Source organism: Flagellimonas yonaguniensis (genome assembly GCF_029193885.1).
Classification (GTDB): Bacteria; Bacteroidota; Bacteroidia; order Flavobacteriales; family Flavobacteriaceae; genus Flagellimonas; species Flagellimonas yonaguniensis.
Genome location: NZ_JARFVB010000002.1, coordinates 327,551 through 344,442, shown reverse-complemented (window position 1 = coordinate 344,442; position 16,892 = coordinate 327,551). Strand labels below are relative to the sequence as shown.

Here is a 16,892-nt window from a genome sequence, read left to right as displayed (position 1 = left end):
TCAAACTATGACATTGATTCCCAGTTTCTATAATATTTCTCTTTAATTTCGAAATTCAAATCGAGTTTTTGGGAAATCTCTTCGCACATATTAAAAATCTCTTCTCTCCTTTTCCAAAGGTAAAATCATTGGAAGGGCTTCAAGGGCTGGATAAAGCGGATATGCTTTTCCATAATCTCATTGCAGAAAAAAAAGTACCAGGTTTGGCCGTTACTGTTTTGAACAAAGGTCAAATGGTGCTTCAAAAAGGGTATGGTTTTGCAGATGTCGATAAAAGAATCAAGGTCCATCCAAAGGATACGGTTTTCCGCATCGCAAGCATTTCCAAATGTATCACAGGATTGGCGTTGGGTAAAATGGAGGAAGATGGTTTAGTGGATTTGGATGAATCTTTCTACTCCTATGTGCCTTACTATCCAAAAAAGAAATACGACTTCACGCTTAGGCAACTGGCAAGTCATACAGCTGGTATTCGAGGGTACCGGGGCAAGGAATATGCACTGAATCGGGATTACTCCATCAAAGATGGAATGGAAGTGTTTAAAAATGACCCTTTGTTTTTTGAACCCGGTACCGGTTATCTTTACAATAGTTTTGATTTTGTGTTATTGTCCTTGGCTATGCAGGAAGCGAGTGGTGTTCCATTTAACGAATATGTGAAAGATCATATTTTGACACCCTTGGGGTTGAAAAATACCTTTTCTTCAGTGGATATCGATTTCAGTTCGAGCGCAGACGAGAACAAAACCCGGTTCTACACCAAACGGGCATTGTGCTTCACCGAAGCTGTTGCCGTGAACAATAACTACAAATTGGCAGGGGGAGGTTATTTGGCCACCTGCGAGGATGTGGCCAAACTGGGGCAGGCGATTTTAGAACAAAAATTACTCGAGGGAGCAACCTACGAGCAGTTACTGACTTCCCAAATCATAGAAGATAAACCCACATATTATGGTCTTGGGTTTCAGGTCAGTCAGGATTCCAACGGTAGGCCATTTGTGGGACACGTTGGCAACAGCGTAGGAGCTTACACCAACCTTTTTGTGTATCCAAAACAAGAAAAAGTTGTAGCTATCCTGATCAATTGCACAGATCCAAAGGTGCAACCTTTTTTAGATGAAGCAATTGATGCTGTTTTCGAGAAGCTAGCTTAGACTTTACTTGCCAACTGCTCCTCAATTTCCAAGGCGTATTTTTTGCAAAGGTCGAAGGTGTCTGTAACGTCCTTCATCGTTGTCCTCGGATTGATGAGGCACATCCGAAGCACAATCTGTCCATTTAAAATAGTGGTGACGAGCAAAGCCTTGCGTGAATCCACAACTTTGCCAGAAATGTATTGGTTGATCTTGTCCAATTCCTTTTCTGAGTATTTTTTGTTGATAGGGTTGTACCTGAAATTGATGACAGCCAAGGTAGCTGGAAACACGACTTCCCAACTTTTACTGCCACGAAGCATCGTTTCCACTTCTTCTGCCAAATCGATATTGTAGCTGATGGCATCGCGAAACTCCTTTAAACCAAAGGTTTTTAAGGACATATAAAACTTCAATGCCCGAAACCTTCTGGTCAATTGAATGCCGTGATCGTAAAAATTGATTTCAGAGGTATTACCTTCAATATCCCTTAAATATTCGGGTTTTTCAGTAAAGGTGTGGCTCAGGTTTTTGTGGTTTCGCACCAAAAGGCAACCCATTTCGTAAGGTTGGAAGAACCATTTATGTGGGTCCACGGTCAAGGAATCAGCTTTTTCAATGCCTTTCATCGCCTGTTTGCCTTTTTGGGATAAAATGGCCGCTCCACCATAGGCACCATCAATGTGAAACCAGATATCCTCTTTCTTGCAAATTTTTCCCAATTCCACCAAAGGGTCCACAGTGCCTGTATTGGTTGTTCCTGCGGTGGCGATCAAACAAAATGGATAAAGACCTTCCAACCTGTCCTTGGCAATACAGTTTTTCAATTTGTTTACGGAAAACTTGAGTTCGCTGTCAGTTGGAATGATCCTGATTTGTTCTTTTTTAAATCCCAACACCCGAATGGCCTTGATATTGGAAGAGTGTGCTTGATCGGATAGATAAATAACCGCTTTGGAAAAATCATCCCCACATTTTATTCTACGAGCTGTTACCACAGCAGTGAGGTTGGCCATGGACCCCCCGCTGGTAAAGATGCCTCCACCTTTTTTCTTGGGAAATCCAAAAATCTTCAACAGCCACTGAATGGTCACGATCTCCAGTTCGGCTGCAGCTGGACTTGCGGCCCATCCTCCAGAGAAAATATTATATCCCGTGGCCAAAGCATCGGCCATTACACTGATATAGTTGCTAGGGCCAGGTACAAAAGAAAACGATCGTGGGTGAGCCATATTGGCGCTATTGGTCATTACTTTTTCCAAAACAAAATCGAGTACCTGTGATGGGTCCATGCCTTGTTCGGGGGCTTCCTCCAAGAACAAAGAGTCCATTTCTTCCCGCGAGCCAAGGGCAACAGGCAATTTTTCGTGTTGGGTAGCATGGTGTTCCACTATGGCATCAACGATCTGATACCCATAACTTTTCATTTCTTCTTTTGAGAGTTCCAATCTGGCGTTGTTCTTCTTCATAGGTCCGTTTTCTACTGAACCGCAAAAGTACCATATTTGGAACGGTTTTCCATCCATTTTGGATGGTTGTTCCATCTGTTAGGGTAAAAGGAAAATCAGGAGGTAAGTTCAGTAAACAAGCTCTCCAGGTTTTTGTTCTTTCTACTGAGTTGGAGTGTTTTTAGTTTATTGTCGTGAGCAAAATCAAAAACGGAAGGCCTCATGTCTTTGGATGTGCCAAAAGTGATTTCGTAGACAAATCCACCTGTGTTTTTTACATTGGAAACATGGGGCATCTGTTGCAGTAATTGTTCCTCTACACGATAATCAAATTCCACTTCAATGATTTGCTCTTCGGCTTCACGAAGTTCCTCCAGTTTTTTGTCGGCCACCAATTCCCCTTTGTTGATGATGATTACCCGGTCGCAAACGGCTTCCACTTCTTTCATAATGTGTGTGGAGAGCAAAATGGTTTTCTCCTTGCCGATTTCGCGAATCAGTTTTCGGATCTCGATCAATTGGTTGGGGTCGAGTCCCGTAGTAGGCTCATCGAGAATCAGAACTTCCGGGTTGTGCAGCAAAGCTGCCGCAAGCCCAACTCGCTGACGGTATCCTTTGGAAAGCTGTCCGATTTTTTTGTGTGCCTCTGGGGATAATCCTGTTTGTTCTATCACATCATTGATTTTGGATTTGTCCACTTTATAGACATTTGCATTGAAAGCCAAGTATTCCTTAACGTACATCTCCAAATACAGTGGATTGTGCTCTGGCAAGTACCCGATGCTTTTTTGAACATCTTTTTCCGCTTCCAAAACGTCGAACCCATTTACGGTGGCTTCTCCAGTATCGGCTTTGTGATAGGTGGTCAAAATCCGCATCATGGTGGACTTTCCTGCACCGTTGGGGCCTAAAAAGCCAACAACCTCGCCCTTGTTGATTGTAAAGGAAACATTGTTCAATGCTTTTTGGGAACCAAAGGTTTTTGTGATATTCTCTACGGTAATGGACATTCAAAATCAATTTAATGACTAGTTGGACATTTTTCAATATTACTTGACCTAAAACCGTCAATTCGAGTGAAATTCTGAAGAATTTTGTATCGAGAATCGGTTTTTTGAACTTGAAATTCTGGTTGTCGATGCAATTTTCATTCGGTTTTGACTTCACTCAACCATCAAAAAGCACTCGAACTGACAAATTTCAATCAAAATGCACAACCTTTTTGTTGATTCCAAAAATACACTTTTAGATGCTTTAATCCATCGGTTTCAAAAGCAAGGATTTTATTCCATGCATCTTTTTAAACATTATCGGTAAGATGGGAATTCTTAAAAAAGGGTGGTTTCTATAAAATAATGTGTAGTGAAAATGTCATTTTTGAAAAAAATCAAAAAAAATTTGGGAATGTATGTGTGTTTCGGATTGAATACCTAAATTAGCCAACAATTAACAACGAGATGACAAACACGTATTTCTGGAACCGTTTTTATTTTTACTTCTTTTTTCAAAGAGGAACGGGACTATTATAGATACGTTTAAAGTATAACCAATTTATAAAGTCCCGATACATCGGGGCTTTTTTTTTGCAATGGAATTAAAAGTCGCCATACAAGGAATTAAGGGTTCCAACCATCATCAGGTTGCCACCGATTTTTTTGGAGATGACATTGAGTTGCTCGAGTGCAACTCTTTTGACGCTGTTATCGATAATTTGATGATAGGTGCTGCGGACAAGGGCATTATGGCCATTGAGAACTCCATCGCAGGATCCATTATCCCCAATTACAATTTGGTTTATCACAACAATATCCATGTGATAGGGGAGCACTACCTGAACATCCACCATAACCTTATGGTCAAGAAAGGACAAACTTTTGATGATATTCAAGAGGTACATTCACACCCTATGGCATTATTGCAATGTAAGGAGTTCTTTAAGGCTCACCCGCAAATAAAATTGGTGGAAAGCGTGGATACAGCCGAGACGGCAAAGCGGATCAAAGAGGAGAAGTTGGAGCATATTGCTGCAATTGCCCCAAAAATGGCAGCCAAATTGTACGATTTGGAAATCATTGCTGACAATATCCAGACCATCGTGAACAATTCCACGAGGTTCATAGTTCTTAAAAAACAGAACAAGGTACTGCCGGAAAAGGAAATCAATAAAGCTTCATTGAGATTTATAACCGATCACAAAAGAGGCAGTTTGGCCACGGTGCTGAACGTGATGAGCGATTGCAACATGAACCTAACCAAGATTCAGTCCTTGCCCGTGATCGAGACCCCATGGAAGTATGCCTTTTTCGTGGATGTGACTTTTAATAAATATGAGCACTTTGCCAAAACCAAATCGTTGATGCAGATCATGGCCGAGGATTTCAAGGTTTTGGGAGAATATAAAAATGCATTGTTGTAATGATAACAGCAGATAGGTTAAATACCGTACAGGAATACTACTTCTCTAAAAAATTAAGAGAGGTCAGGGGATTGATGGCCGAAGGCAAGCCCATTATCAATATGGGGATTGGCAGCCCGGATTTGGCCCCATCGCCACAAGTACTGGAAACCCTTCGGGATTCCATTATCGAGGCTGGGGCGCATCAATACCAAAGCTATCAAGGATTACCACAACTAAGAGAGGCCATTGCGGATTTCTATCAACAAAAATTTCAAGTGACCGTAGACCCATCTTCCGAAATTTTGCCTTTGATGGGGTCCAAGGAAGGCATTATGCACATCAGTATGGCCTTTTTAAATGAGGGGGATGAAGCACTGTTGCCCAATCCTGGGTATCCTACCTACGCCTCTGTTACCAACTTGGTGGGTGGAGCTCCTGTTACGTATGACTTAAAAGCGGAAAATGGGTGGTTCCCCGATTTGGAAGAACTGTCCAAAAAAGATTTGACCAAAGTAAAGTTGATGTGGATCAGCTACCCACATATGCCCACAGGGGCAACGGCGACCAAGGAGCAATTGGAGTCTTTGGTGGATTTTGCCAAGGAAAATGAAATCCTTTTGGTAAACGATAATCCATATAGTTTTGTCCTCTCCAGCAATCCTACCAGTATTTTGTCCATTGAAGGGGCCAAGGATTGCACCTTGGAGCTGAACAGTTTGAGCAAGACCTTCAATATGGCAGGCTGGCGTGTTGGGATGCTGCTGGGTAGTGCAGAGCACATCACTGCGGTGTTGAAAGTAAAGAGCAATATGGATTCAGGAATGTTCTACGGTATTCAAAAAGGAGCTATTGCGGCTTTGCAAAGTGGTCCCGAATGGTTCGAAGCATTGGACAAGGTGTATACCAAACGACGAGAGTTGATGTTTCAATTGGCAGATAAATTAGGCTGTACCTACGATGAAAATGCGGTGGGCATGTTTGTATGGTGCAAATTGCCTGAGGGCGCTCCATCGTCGGAATCATTTATTGATGAGGTGCTTTACGATAAAGATATTTTTATTGCCCCTGGAACCATATTTGGGAGTAATGGAGAAGGCTATATTCGTTTTTCCCTTTGTGTGAAAGAAGAAAAAATCGAAGAAGCCATTGAAAGATTTTAGATTATGAAAGTAGTCATTATAGGAGTTGGATTGATAGGTGGTTCTTTCGCGAAGGATGTGAAAAAGCTACATCCTGACGCTGAAATTATCGGAGTGGACAAGAGTGATTCCCATTTAGATGAAGCTTTGGAACTTCAGATTATTGATAAAAAAGGGGATTACGAGTCTTTGGAAACTGCGGACATGGTCTACGTGGGCATTCCTGTGAATGTTCTGGTTACCGAATTACCCAAAATTTTGGATGCAGTTGGGGATGAAACCGTGGTAATGGATGCAGGATCCACCAAACGATTGATATGCGAACAAGTAGCAGATCATCCCAAGCGGAGAAATTTTATGGCCTGCCATCCCATAGCCGGTACCGAGTTTTCGGGACCAGCCGCGGCGTTTCAAGGATTGTATACGGGTAAGACCATGATAATTTGCGAAGTTGAAAAAACAGCCTTCAAGCTTCAAGAAAGAGCATTGGCCATTTTTCAGGATATAGGAATGCGAATTCGATATATGAATCCCGAAGCGCACGACAAACATATCGCCTACGTATCTCATTTATCACACATTAGCTCTTTTATGTTGGGAAAGACGGTTATTGAGAAAGAAAAAAATGAGCGTGATATTTTTGACATGGCGGGGAGTGGTTTTGAAAGCACCGTTCGGTTGGCGAAAAGTTCGCCCGATATGTGGACACCTATTTTTGAGCAGAACAAAGACAATGTTGTGGAAACGTTGGAAGAATACATCCAGAACCTGACCACGTTCAAACAACTGATATTGGACAATGATTTTGAAAATGTCCACCAAGAAATGAGCAATACCAATAAAATAAAACAAATACTAAAAGGAATACCACTTACAAAAAAATAGAGAGTATTATGGAAAACAAGAAGGAAATGAGGAAATGGTTGGATGACATGAATTTGGGTCATCCCTTGGTAGTAGCAGGTCCGTGCAGTGCAGAGACCGAAGACCAAGTGCTGAAAATAGCACACGATCTTAAAGATACCGATGTGAGCTATTACCGAGCTGGAATCTGGAAACCAAGAACTCGTCCAGGAAATTTTGAAGGAGTAGGAGCCATTGGATTGAAGTGGTTGCAAAAGGTAAAAGAGGAAACTGGGCTAAAAACCGCTACCGAAGTGGCCAATAGAGCACATGTAGATCTTGCGTTGGAGCACGATGTAGATTTGTTGTGGATCGGAGCACGTTCAACGGTAAGTCCATTTATCGTTCAAGAGATTGCCGATGCTTTGGAGGGAACCGACAAAATCGTTTTGGTCAAGAACCCCGTAAACCCAGATATTTCCCTTTGGTTGGGCGCTGTAGAGCGTTTGCACTCCGCAAATATTGAAAAATTGGGGGTGATCCACAGAGGTTTCTCCACTTACGAGAAAACCAAATACCGAAATATTCCAGAATGGCAGTTGGCCATCGAGTTGCAGACCAAGTTCCCTGATCTGCCCATCATCAATGACCCTAGCCATATAACGGGAAAACGTGATATGATTTTTGATGTATCGCAAACTGCTTTGGACTTGAACTTTGATGGTTTGATGATCGAAACACATTATGATCCTGACAATGCATGGAGTGATGCCGCTCAGCAGGTAACCCCAAAAACATTGGTTCAGATCATGAAAGATTTACGTATCAGAAAAGAAACAGACGAAGAAGCCGAGTACAAGAACAATTTGAGCAACCTAAGAGCTCAGATAGATATATTGGACAACCAATTGATTGACCTTTTGGGTAAAAGGATGAAGGTGTCCGATGGCATTGGCGAACTGAAAAAACAAAAGAATGTGGCAGTGCTTCAAAGCAATCGTTGGAATGCCATTTTGGGCAATATGATCTTGGAAGGAGAGCAAAGAGGATTGAGCGAGGAATTTGTTTTGAAAATGTTCAAGGCAATCCACCAGGAATCCATCAACCACCAAGAAAAAATCATCAACGCTTAGGCTGATTTTTAATCAGGTAGATTCAAGAACTATTTGTAGCTTCGATAATAATTGAAGGTGCAAATAGTTTTTTTGCTTCAAACTGTAACAAAAGTGTGAAGGGGTCATCTTTGAAAAGTAAAAACACTCTATCATGAAAAAAATATACACACTAGGTATTCTTTTGCTTCCTTTGGTTATGTTTTCGCAACGAATCATTGATACGGAAGTCGGGGAATTCAACAAAATCAAGGTTTTTGATTTGATCGAGGTCAACCTGATCCAATCAGATGAGAACAAGATCATGATCAAAGGCTGGAATGTCGACGACATTAAATGGACCAATAAAAATGGGGTCTTGAAACTTAGAATGCAGTTGGATAAAAAGTTTCAGGGAGAGGATACCATGATCGAAGTCTACTACACCAATCTGGATGTGATCGATGGTAATGAAGGAGCACAGATTACTTGCAACGAGATGGTTCAGAAAAGTAGAATAGAGTTACGAGCCCAAGAAGGGGCCACCATCCGTATAGGAATGGATGTGGATTATGCCGAGATAAGAGCCGTAACGGGTGGTATTGTCCAAGCTTCTGGTTTGGCAAAAAACCAGACAGTTGTATTGAATACAGGAGGTATTTTTGAAGGAAGGGAACTAAGAACCGCAACAACGGATGTGAAGATTTCTGCCGGAGGTGAAGCGGATGTGTTTGCTTCAGAAATGGTGGACATTAATGTAAAGGCCGGGGGGGATGTGTATGTTTACGGAAATCCAGAAACGGTACATAAAAAGACCTTTGTGGGCGGAAGGGTTCACATTAAGGATTAATGAAACTTGTTGCCATAAAAAAGCCCTCCAATTGATGGAGGGCTTTTTTATTTGTCATTTGTATGTACGGCATTTACTTTTTAAATATGTATCGGGTAATGAAAATACCTTGCCCGTCACCTTTTCCACCTTCACTTTCAACGCCGCTTACCACAAAGGCCAATTCCCATCCATTGGAAACCATATCGTTGATCATGGAAGTGATAAGTGCATCGTTTGCAGCAATGTTCTGGAAACGGATACCTCCGATGTTATAAAAATTCAAAAGTTTGGTTTCCTCAAAATTCTTTACACGGATTTCATTTCTCTTGGATTTGTTTCGAGTATTGTCGTCCTCGGTCTGTACACTTGTAAACTCTTTGTAATCCTTGTCCTCCAAAGCGTTTATGATTCGAGATCTTCCCAGTCCATTGGGGACTATGGACTCCACACTGGTAACTACATGGTACTGCTGTGCACTCATAGCAAATGTTGCTGCGAGAATTGCCACAGCGGCCAAAATGATTTTCTTCATGATTGAAATGTTAATGATCGTTAAAACTGTTAACAAAGATATACGACGAAAAAGCAGGAATATTGTTTCTTTGTAATCAAAATATAAACAAATAGTGAACGGAACTGTTTATAAATCAACGGGAAGCTGGTATACCGTAAAAGCTTCGGATGGAGAATTTTACGAATGCCGTATCAAGGGCAAGTTCCGAACACAGGGAATCAAGAGTACCAATCCGGTGGCCGTTGGCGACCATGTGGAATTCCATTTGGAAAATATTGGGGATGAAACGGTTGGTGTGATTTCCAAAATCGGGGAGCGCAAGAACTACATTGTCCGCAGGTCGGTAAAGCTTTCCAAGCAAACACACATCATTGCTTCCAATTTAGATCAAGTGTTTCTGTTGGTCACGTTGAACAACCCCCCCACTTTTACCAGTTTTATAGATCGATTTTTGGTAACGGCAGAAGCGTATGACATTCCCGTAGTGCTACTGTTCAATAAAATGGATGTGTATAGTGAAGAGGAAAAGTTCGAGGTAGACTATTTGATGGACCTTTACCGTAAAATTGGCTATACCTGCATTCAGATTGAAGCCAAACAAGGCAAAAACGTGGACAAAGTAAAAGAACTGATGCTTGGTCACACAAGTATGTTCGCGGGCCATTCCGGTGTAGGGAAATCCACCTTGGTCAATGCTCTGGAGCCAGGTTTGAAGTTGAAAACGGCAGAGATTTCGGAACAGCACATGCAAGGACAGCACACTACCACATTTGCCGAGATGTACGACCTATCTTTTGATGCTCGAATCATTGATACCCCAGGGATAAAGGGGTTTGGTATTGTGGATATGGAAAAGCACGAGATCGGCGATTATTTCCCTGAATTTTTCGAGTTGAAATCGGAATGCAAGTTCAATAACTGTCTTCATTTGGATGAGCCCAAATGTGCAGTGAAAGAAGCTTTGGAGAATAATGAAATTGCGGCAAGCCGATACCGAAGTTATGTTCAAATGTTAACAGGGGAAGAAGACAATCCGTATAGGGAAAGATAAATGAGAACAGTATTACAAAGAGTTTCAAAAGCAAGTGTTACGGTTGATGGCAAACTGATTTCATCCATAGGAAATGGTTTATTGGTGTTGTTGGGCATTGAGGACGCCGATAACAAAGAAGACATTGATTGGTTGTCCAATAAAATAGTGAACCTCCGTATCTTCAATGATGAAAACGATGTGATGAATCGCTCTGTGTTGGATATTGATGGAGATATTATCGTGGTCAGTCAATTTACGTTGCATGCGCAGACCAAAAAAGGAAATCGCCCATCTTACATAAAAGCGGCAAAACCGGATGTTGCAGTTCCAATGTACGAGGAGTTTGTCCAAGTCTTGGAGCAAAAATTAGGTAAAAAAGTGGGCACGGGAATTTTTGGTGCCGACATGAAAGTGGAACTTCTCAACGATGGTCCAGTTACCATTGCCATGGACACAAAAAACAAGGAATAATTACTTTTTATCGAAAAAAAATCGCCTTTTTTGTAGGAAATTAAAGACTTTAGTGCTGCCTGAACTAACCATTTCCCAATAAACGAATGCGATTCTATTTTCTATTCCTATTTAGCTTATTCTTTCATTTCTCGTTTTCTCAGAACTATACTGTTGACGCCATTCCAAAGGAAGTAAGGCAAAATGCCGATGCAGTTGTTCGATTGGACATAATGGATGTGGTCGTTGAGGATCAGGATAGGATGAAGGTTTCCGCCAAAAGGGTGGTTACGATTTTCAATGAGAAAGGTAATGAGCATGTTCATGCCTATGCGTTTTATGAAAAAAACGATAGGGTTTCCGAGCTGGAAGCCATTATTTACAATGCACATGGAAAAGAAATAAAGAAGATCAAGAAAAGGGATTTTTTGGACCAAAGTGCTATTGATGGCGGTACACTTTATTCCGATTCACGTGTTTTGGTCATGCGATATACCCCTACACAATATCCCTATACTGTTGAATTTGTTAAAGAGTATACAACCCCAAATACGGCATTTGCACCAAATTGGGCTTTTTTGGACGATTATAGGGTAAGTACCGAAAAAAGCGAGTTCTCCTTTACCATGGAATGTGGCATACCTTTTAGGCATAAAGAGGAGAATTTTGAGTCTTACCAAATTGACATCAAAGAGACGGAAAACTCAATTGCATACAAGGCCAAAAACCTAAAGGCCATAAAAGCGGAACCATTGTCCCCATCATTTAACGATTTTGCCCCTCAGGTAAAAATTGCCATGGACGAATTCCATCTCGAAGGTGTTGACGGAAAAGCTTCAACATGGCAAGAACTTGGTAAATGGATGAACGATGAACTTCTGGAGGGAAGGGACGATTTGGATGAAGGTACCATTCAATACGTTAAAAACTTGGTTAAAGGAGTATCCGACCCATTAGAGAAAACCAGGATAATATATAAATATGTTCAAGAAAATACCCGCTATATAAGTGTTCAATTGGGCATTGGCGGTTGGATGCCCATAAGCGCATCGGATGTGGATCGCGTAAAGTATGGCGACTGTAAGGGGCTTACCAATTATACAAAGGCCCTGTTGAGTGCAGTTGGGGTAGAATCGTACTATACCGTGGTGCATGCGGGCGGACAAATGAAAAGTTTCGATGAAGACTTCCCGTCCATGCAAGGAAACCATGTGTTTTTAAATGTACCACTCGAGAAAGAAGAAGTTTGGTTGGAATGTACCAGCCAAAAAACACCTGTCAATTACCTGGGCACTTTTACCGATAACCGAAATGTTTTGAAAGTGACTCCTAAAGGAGGGGAATTGGTCAGGACAAAAGCCTATTTGGATGAAGACAATTATCAATCCACCAAGGCAGAATTCCACGTTACAGAAGGGAAGAATGTCAAAGGGAAAGTGAAAATCCTTTCAAAGGGATTCCAATACGATGACAAGTACTGGAGAACCGGTAATACCAAGTCCGAACAAGAAGAGTTCTATAAATCATACTGGAATTATGTGCAGAACCTGAGATTGGATGAGGTCAAGTACCAAAACGATGCCAATAATATTGAGTTTATCGAAGAGGTGGCCTTCAGTGTCGAGAACTATTTGACCATTGCAGGCGATAAACTATTGTTGGTACCTAATGTGTCAAATCGCAATTATGGGGTGCCGGATAGATCTAGAAATAGAAAAAGACCATTGGTGATCAAGCGTGGCTATTTGGATGAAGATGAGTTCATCATTCACCTTCCTGAAGGATACATTCCTGAAACATGGATGTTGCCCGTCAAGGAAGAGACCAAGTTTGGGGTTTACGCTATATCCATTGAGCCCGTGGAACCAGGGATCATTGTGTACAAAAGAAAACTTTTGATCAAATCGGGAGAATACCCCAAAGAAGACTATAAACTCTATCGTGACTTCCGAAAGAAAGTCGCTAGATATGATAATTCTAAAATCGTTCTAAGTAAAAAAGAATCATGAAATTAAGACTGTTTTTTCTTCTGCTGCTCGTACAGCAAGTAGTGAGTTCCAATGAAATCAAATTCGGAAAAGTATCCAAGGAAGAAGTGGCCGCAACAGAGCATGCCACTTACCCCGAGGCCAATGCTGCCATTCTCCATAAGGAGGAAAGGGTATGGTACGATTATAAATACAACACAGGTTGGTCCCTTATCCGTGAAGTGCACTATCGCATCAAAATATACAACAAAGAGGGATTTGATTGGGCAACATTACAGGTTCCCCTTTATCTTGGAGAAAGTGAAAACGAGACCATACACGCAGTAAAAGGCTATACGTTTAATCTGGAAAATGGAAAAGTGGTAAGCCAAAAACTCAAGAATGATGGTGTCTTCATGGAAGACGTGAACAAATATAGGGAAAAAGCCTCCATTACAATGCCAGATGTGCATGAGGGGAGTGTGTTGGATATTAAATACGAAATCAACTCCCCATTGTATTGGTACATCGATGAGTTTAAGCTGCAATACGATATTCCTGTGGATTACGTGAAAGTACGATTGGATATTCCAGAGTACTTTATTTTTAAGCAATATAGTAGGGGGTTCCATCCCATTGATTTTACACAGACCAAAGAAAACCGAACGCTTAAGGTTTCATACCGATCTTCTTTGGATTCGGCGGGAAAGTATTCCAAAAATACCCAGAAAAACAATACTCTTGAATTAACTGAGAATGTGTACAACATAGCTGCATCCAATTTGCCGGCTTTGTTGGAAGAGAAATACACGAACAATATAGATAATTATAGAACAGCCATTCAGTTTGAACTCGCATCGACAAATTTTCCCAATCAAGGTTTTACGCATTACAGCACTACCTGGGAGGATGTTGCCAAGACCATTTACAACAATGATGATTTTGGAGGGGAGTTGAACAAGGACAATTATTTTGATGATGATGTTGATCGATTGATATCAGGATTATCATCCGATTCTGAAAAGACAATGGCCATTTTCCAACACGTAAAATCCAAAATGAACTGGGATGGATATACCGGGGTAGGATGTAGTCAAGGTGTGAGAAAAGCATATAAAGAAGGTACAGGGAATGTTGCCGAGGTCAATTTGATGCTCATCGCTATGCTCAAATATGCGGGTCTCGATGCAAATCCAGTTTTGGTAAGTACCAGATCGCATGGCATACCTATGTTCCCAACCAGAAATGGATTCAATTATGTGGTGGCTGGTCTTGAAATTCAAAATGACCTAGTGTTATTTGATGCCACTGATAAAAACGCCATGCCAGATGTATTACCGACACGTGCCTTGAATTGGTTTGGTAGATTGATTCGCGATGATGGTAGTTCCAGTCAAGTTAGCTTAATGCCCAAATCCAAATCTTTGGATGCTGTGATGATGAATATAGATCTGAATGAAGATGGATCCATACAGGGGAAGTATAGACAACAATACACAGCCAATAACGCATTTGCTTTTAGGAATAGCTATACAGAAGGATCCGAAGAATCATATTTGGATAATTTGGAGAAAAATGGTGATATGGAAATATCAGGTTTTGATTTACAGAATGCCGAAGAACTGTCAAAACCTATTGTACAATCCTATGAGTTTAAAAAAGAAGCGGCCTATGAGATAATAGCAGGCAAACTTTATCTGTCGCCATTGTTTCATTTGACCACACGGGTTAATCCTTTCAAAATGGAAAAAAGGGAATTCCCTGTCGATTACGGCTACCCTTGGGAGGATAAGTACATAATTTCAATTAAAATCCCAGAGGGATACACCGTTGAATCCATTCCAGAACCTATGGTGGTGGCATTGCCCGAAAATATGGGGCAGTTCAAATATAACATTTTGGTTGCCCAGGATATGATAAGGGCACGAATTGAAACGGCGCTCAACAGTCCTGTGATTCCAGCATATTATTATGCTGATCTCAAAGAGTTTTACCGCCACATTATAGATAAGGAATCCGAAAAGGTTATTCTGACAAAATCTTAAAAAATATAAAATGAGGAAAGCACTTGTGCTCTTGGTTTTGTTGAATACCTCACTGGTTTTTGCTCAGGAACCAGAATTTGGCGAGTTGTCCACTTTTGAATCTGAATTCAAAACTTATCAAAAAGATACCACGGCCCATGCGGTATATCTTTATGAAAAAGGGGAAAACTACTTCGAGGTAAGAAGAAACTATGTTTGGCTGATCACGGAGTATCATGCCAAAATAAAAATATTGGACAAGGAAGGCTTTTCCGAGGCCGAAATCGCCATTCCCTATTATCATTCAGAAAGGAAAACTGAGAAAGTGAACGATGTTCAGGCCATTACCCATACTGATGGAGTTAGGTACAATGTTATGGAGGATAATGTTTATGATGTTGAGATCAATGAGCGATGGTCGGAAAAAAGATTCACTTTTTCCAATGTTCAAGAAGGTTCGGTGCTTGAGTACGCATACGAAGTACAGTCTCCGTTTTTTTATAACCTAAATGGATGGGAGTTCCAAGAACATATTCCTAAACTGTATTCGGAATATAACGCCAAAATACCTGGGAACTATAAGTACAACAGGACGCTTATGGGCCAGCTACCATTGGATGTCAACGATGCCAGTATCAAACCCAATTGTTTTAGCATACCAGGGGTGTCGGCCCAAGCCGATTGTGAAGTGTTGAAATACGTGATGGAGGATGTTCCCGCATTCAAGGATGATGAAGAATATATGTTGGCACCTTCCAATTATAGGTCGCGTCTGGAATTTGAGCTTTCCGAGTATGAAGGTTTTGATGGGCGAAGGGAAAGATTTACCAAGTCTTGGAAGGATGTGGACAAAGAATTTAGGTCAGATCGGGATATTGGGGGACAGCTCCGAAAAAAGAATTATTTTGAAAGAAACCTTCCATTGGAAATCATCAGGGGAAAAGAAGATGACCTTACCAAGGCCATGAACCTGTATGATTTCGTCAAGTCCCATTACAGTTGGAACGGGAAATATGGCATTTTTAGGGATAACAAAGTGAAAAAAGCCTTTGATGAGGGAGTGGGCAATGTTGCGGAAATAAACATCACACTGATCAATTTGTTGAACGCATCGGGTATTGATACGGATTTAATGTTGATGTCCACCAGAATGCACGGATTGCCGAAAAAGTCCCACCCCGTTATGTCTGACTTTAACTACGTGGTCGCCAAATTGGAAATTGATGGAACCACCTACCTATTGGATGCAACGGAAAAGGCACTACCTTTCGGGATGTTGCCCTACCGATGTTTGAACTATTATGGTAGAGTGATGGATTTGGATGGCGCTAGCTATTGGTACGACATTGTGCCAGAGAAATTAAATACCAGAGCCATTCGATTGCAAGTGAAATTGGACCTTGAAAATGGTTTGGCAAGTGGTGTCTGTGATGAAATTTCAAAGGGATACGATGCTTATTTTAAGCGAAACCGATTGGCTTCGCTGTCAAACGAGGAGTATTTGGAGGAGATTGAGAAAGGGAACAGCGATGGATTTTTTGTCAAGGATTACGAAATCGTCGAAGAACAATCAGATGAGAAAAATCTGGTAGAACGTTATTCCTTCGAATTGGAAGGAGTGGAACCTTCAGGAACCATTTATTTCAATCCGTTTTTAATCCGTTTTTTTAAAAACAACCCTTTCAAAGCTGAAACCAGAAGTTACCCCGTGGATTTTGGCTATCTCAGAAAATTCAACTACATGGCCAAAATAGAAGTGCCGGAGGGATATAAAATCAAAGAAATACCAGAACCGGTTAACTTGGCCTTACCTGATGGAAGTGGAGTGTTACTTTTCAACACGACTGAAATGCAAGGGAATGTTATGGTCGTTTTTTCACTTCAATTAAAATCCACACAGTACAACAATGAAGGTTACGATTATGTGAAAAAGTTTTTCAGCAATGCCGTAGCAAGTCAAAACCAAAGTTATGTGGTTCTCGAAAAGGAATAAGCCAGTTGTGCTTACCTTTGTGTTCAA

Annotated in this window: 14 protein-coding genes; 11 read left to right on the top strand and 3 right to left on the bottom strand. The window is 41.1% G+C overall.

Features of this window, described 5'->3' with window-relative positions; genetic code table 11:
* Positions 1-68: 68 nt before the first annotated feature.
* A complete protein-coding gene (locus tag PY092_RS05965; protein WP_275614929.1) occupies positions 69-1,154 on the top strand; it encodes a serine hydrolase domain-containing protein in 1,086 nt (361 codons plus the stop codon).
* On the opposite strand, the gene PY092_RS05960 is transcribed toward PY092_RS05965, so the two are convergent.
* Together PY092_RS05960 and gldA are read right to left on the bottom strand one after the other, a co-directional pair.
* Complete coding sequence (locus PY092_RS05960; protein ID WP_275614928.1) at positions 1,151-2,602, bottom strand: pyridoxal phosphate-dependent decarboxylase family protein; 1,452 nt, start codon at positions 2,600-2,602, stop codon at positions 1,151-1,153. The genes PY092_RS05965 and PY092_RS05960 overlap by 4 nt on opposite strands.
* Before the next feature lie 95 nt (positions 2,603-2,697).
* Positions 2,698-3,591: a gliding motility-associated ABC transporter ATP-binding subunit GldA gene (gene gldA, locus PY092_RS05955; RefSeq protein ID WP_275614927.1), complete on the bottom strand. Its 894-nt coding sequence runs from the start codon at positions 3,589-3,591 to the stop codon at positions 2,698-2,700.
* A 578-nt stretch (positions 3,592-4,169) separates the two neighbouring features.
* Between gldA and PY092_RS05950 the strand changes: the two genes are divergently transcribed.
* The 5 genes from PY092_RS05950 (at position 4,170) to PY092_RS05930 (ending at position 8,902) form a co-directional block, all read left to right on the top strand.
* Positions 4,170-4,997 (top strand): prephenate dehydratase, encoded by an 828-nt coding sequence (locus PY092_RS05950; RefSeq protein WP_275614926.1) that lies wholly within the window; start codon positions 4,170-4,172, stop codon positions 4,995-4,997.
* Positions 4,997-6,139 (top strand): pyridoxal phosphate-dependent aminotransferase, encoded by a 1,143-nt coding sequence (locus PY092_RS05945; protein WP_275614925.1) that lies wholly within the window; start codon positions 4,997-4,999, stop codon positions 6,137-6,139. Before PY092_RS05950 ends, PY092_RS05945 begins: the two co-directional genes overlap by 1 nt.
* A 3-nt stretch (positions 6,140-6,142) precedes the next feature.
* On the top strand, positions 6,143-7,003 hold the full coding sequence (locus PY092_RS05940; protein ID WP_275614924.1) for a prephenate dehydrogenase: 861 nt from the start codon (positions 6,143-6,145) through the stop codon (positions 7,001-7,003).
* An 8-nt stretch (positions 7,004-7,011) separates the two neighbouring features.
* Positions 7,012-8,094 (top strand): bifunctional 3-deoxy-7-phosphoheptulonate synthase/chorismate mutase type II, encoded by a 1,083-nt coding sequence (locus tag PY092_RS05935; RefSeq protein WP_275614923.1) that lies wholly within the window; start codon positions 7,012-7,014, stop codon positions 8,092-8,094.
* A 133-nt stretch (positions 8,095-8,227) separates the two neighbouring features.
* Positions 8,228-8,902 carry a head GIN domain-containing protein gene (locus PY092_RS05930; protein ID WP_275614922.1) on the top strand — a complete coding sequence of 225 codons (675 nt, stop codon included), beginning with the start codon at positions 8,228-8,230 and terminating at the stop codon, positions 8,900-8,902.
* A gap of 73 nt (positions 8,903-8,975) precedes the next feature.
* Here the strand turns inward: PY092_RS05930 and PY092_RS05925 are convergent, their stop codons facing one another.
* Entirely contained in the window at positions 8,976-9,416 is a 441-nt protein-coding gene (locus PY092_RS05925; RefSeq protein WP_275614921.1) for a hypothetical protein, read from the bottom strand.
* A gap of 94 nt (positions 9,417-9,510) precedes the next feature.
* Between PY092_RS05925 and rsgA the strand changes: the two genes are divergently transcribed.
* The 5 genes from rsgA (at position 9,511) to PY092_RS05900 (ending at position 16,865) form a co-directional block, all read left to right on the top strand.
* Positions 9,511-10,449, top strand: coding sequence for a ribosome small subunit-dependent GTPase A (gene rsgA / locus PY092_RS05920; protein WP_275614920.1), 939 nt, complete (start codon positions 9,511-9,513; stop codon positions 10,447-10,449).
* A complete protein-coding gene (gene dtd / locus PY092_RS05915; protein ID WP_275614919.1) occupies positions 10,450-10,902 on the top strand; it encodes a D-aminoacyl-tRNA deacylase in 453 nt (150 codons plus the stop codon).
* A gap of 86 nt (positions 10,903-10,988) precedes the next feature.
* Entirely contained in the window at positions 10,989-12,890 is a 1,902-nt protein-coding gene (locus PY092_RS05910) for a DUF3857 and transglutaminase domain-containing protein (protein ID WP_275614918.1), read from the top strand.
* Positions 12,887-14,893 (top strand): DUF3857 domain-containing protein, encoded by a 2,007-nt coding sequence (locus PY092_RS05905; RefSeq protein WP_275614917.1) that lies wholly within the window; start codon positions 12,887-12,889, stop codon positions 14,891-14,893. Before PY092_RS05910 ends, PY092_RS05905 begins: the two co-directional genes overlap by 4 nt.
* A gap of 10 nt (positions 14,894-14,903) precedes the next feature.
* Positions 14,904-16,865: a transglutaminase family protein gene (locus PY092_RS05900; RefSeq protein WP_275614916.1), complete on the top strand. Its 1,962-nt coding sequence runs from the start codon at positions 14,904-14,906 to the stop codon at positions 16,863-16,865.
* Positions 16,866-16,892 lie beyond the last annotated feature (27 nt).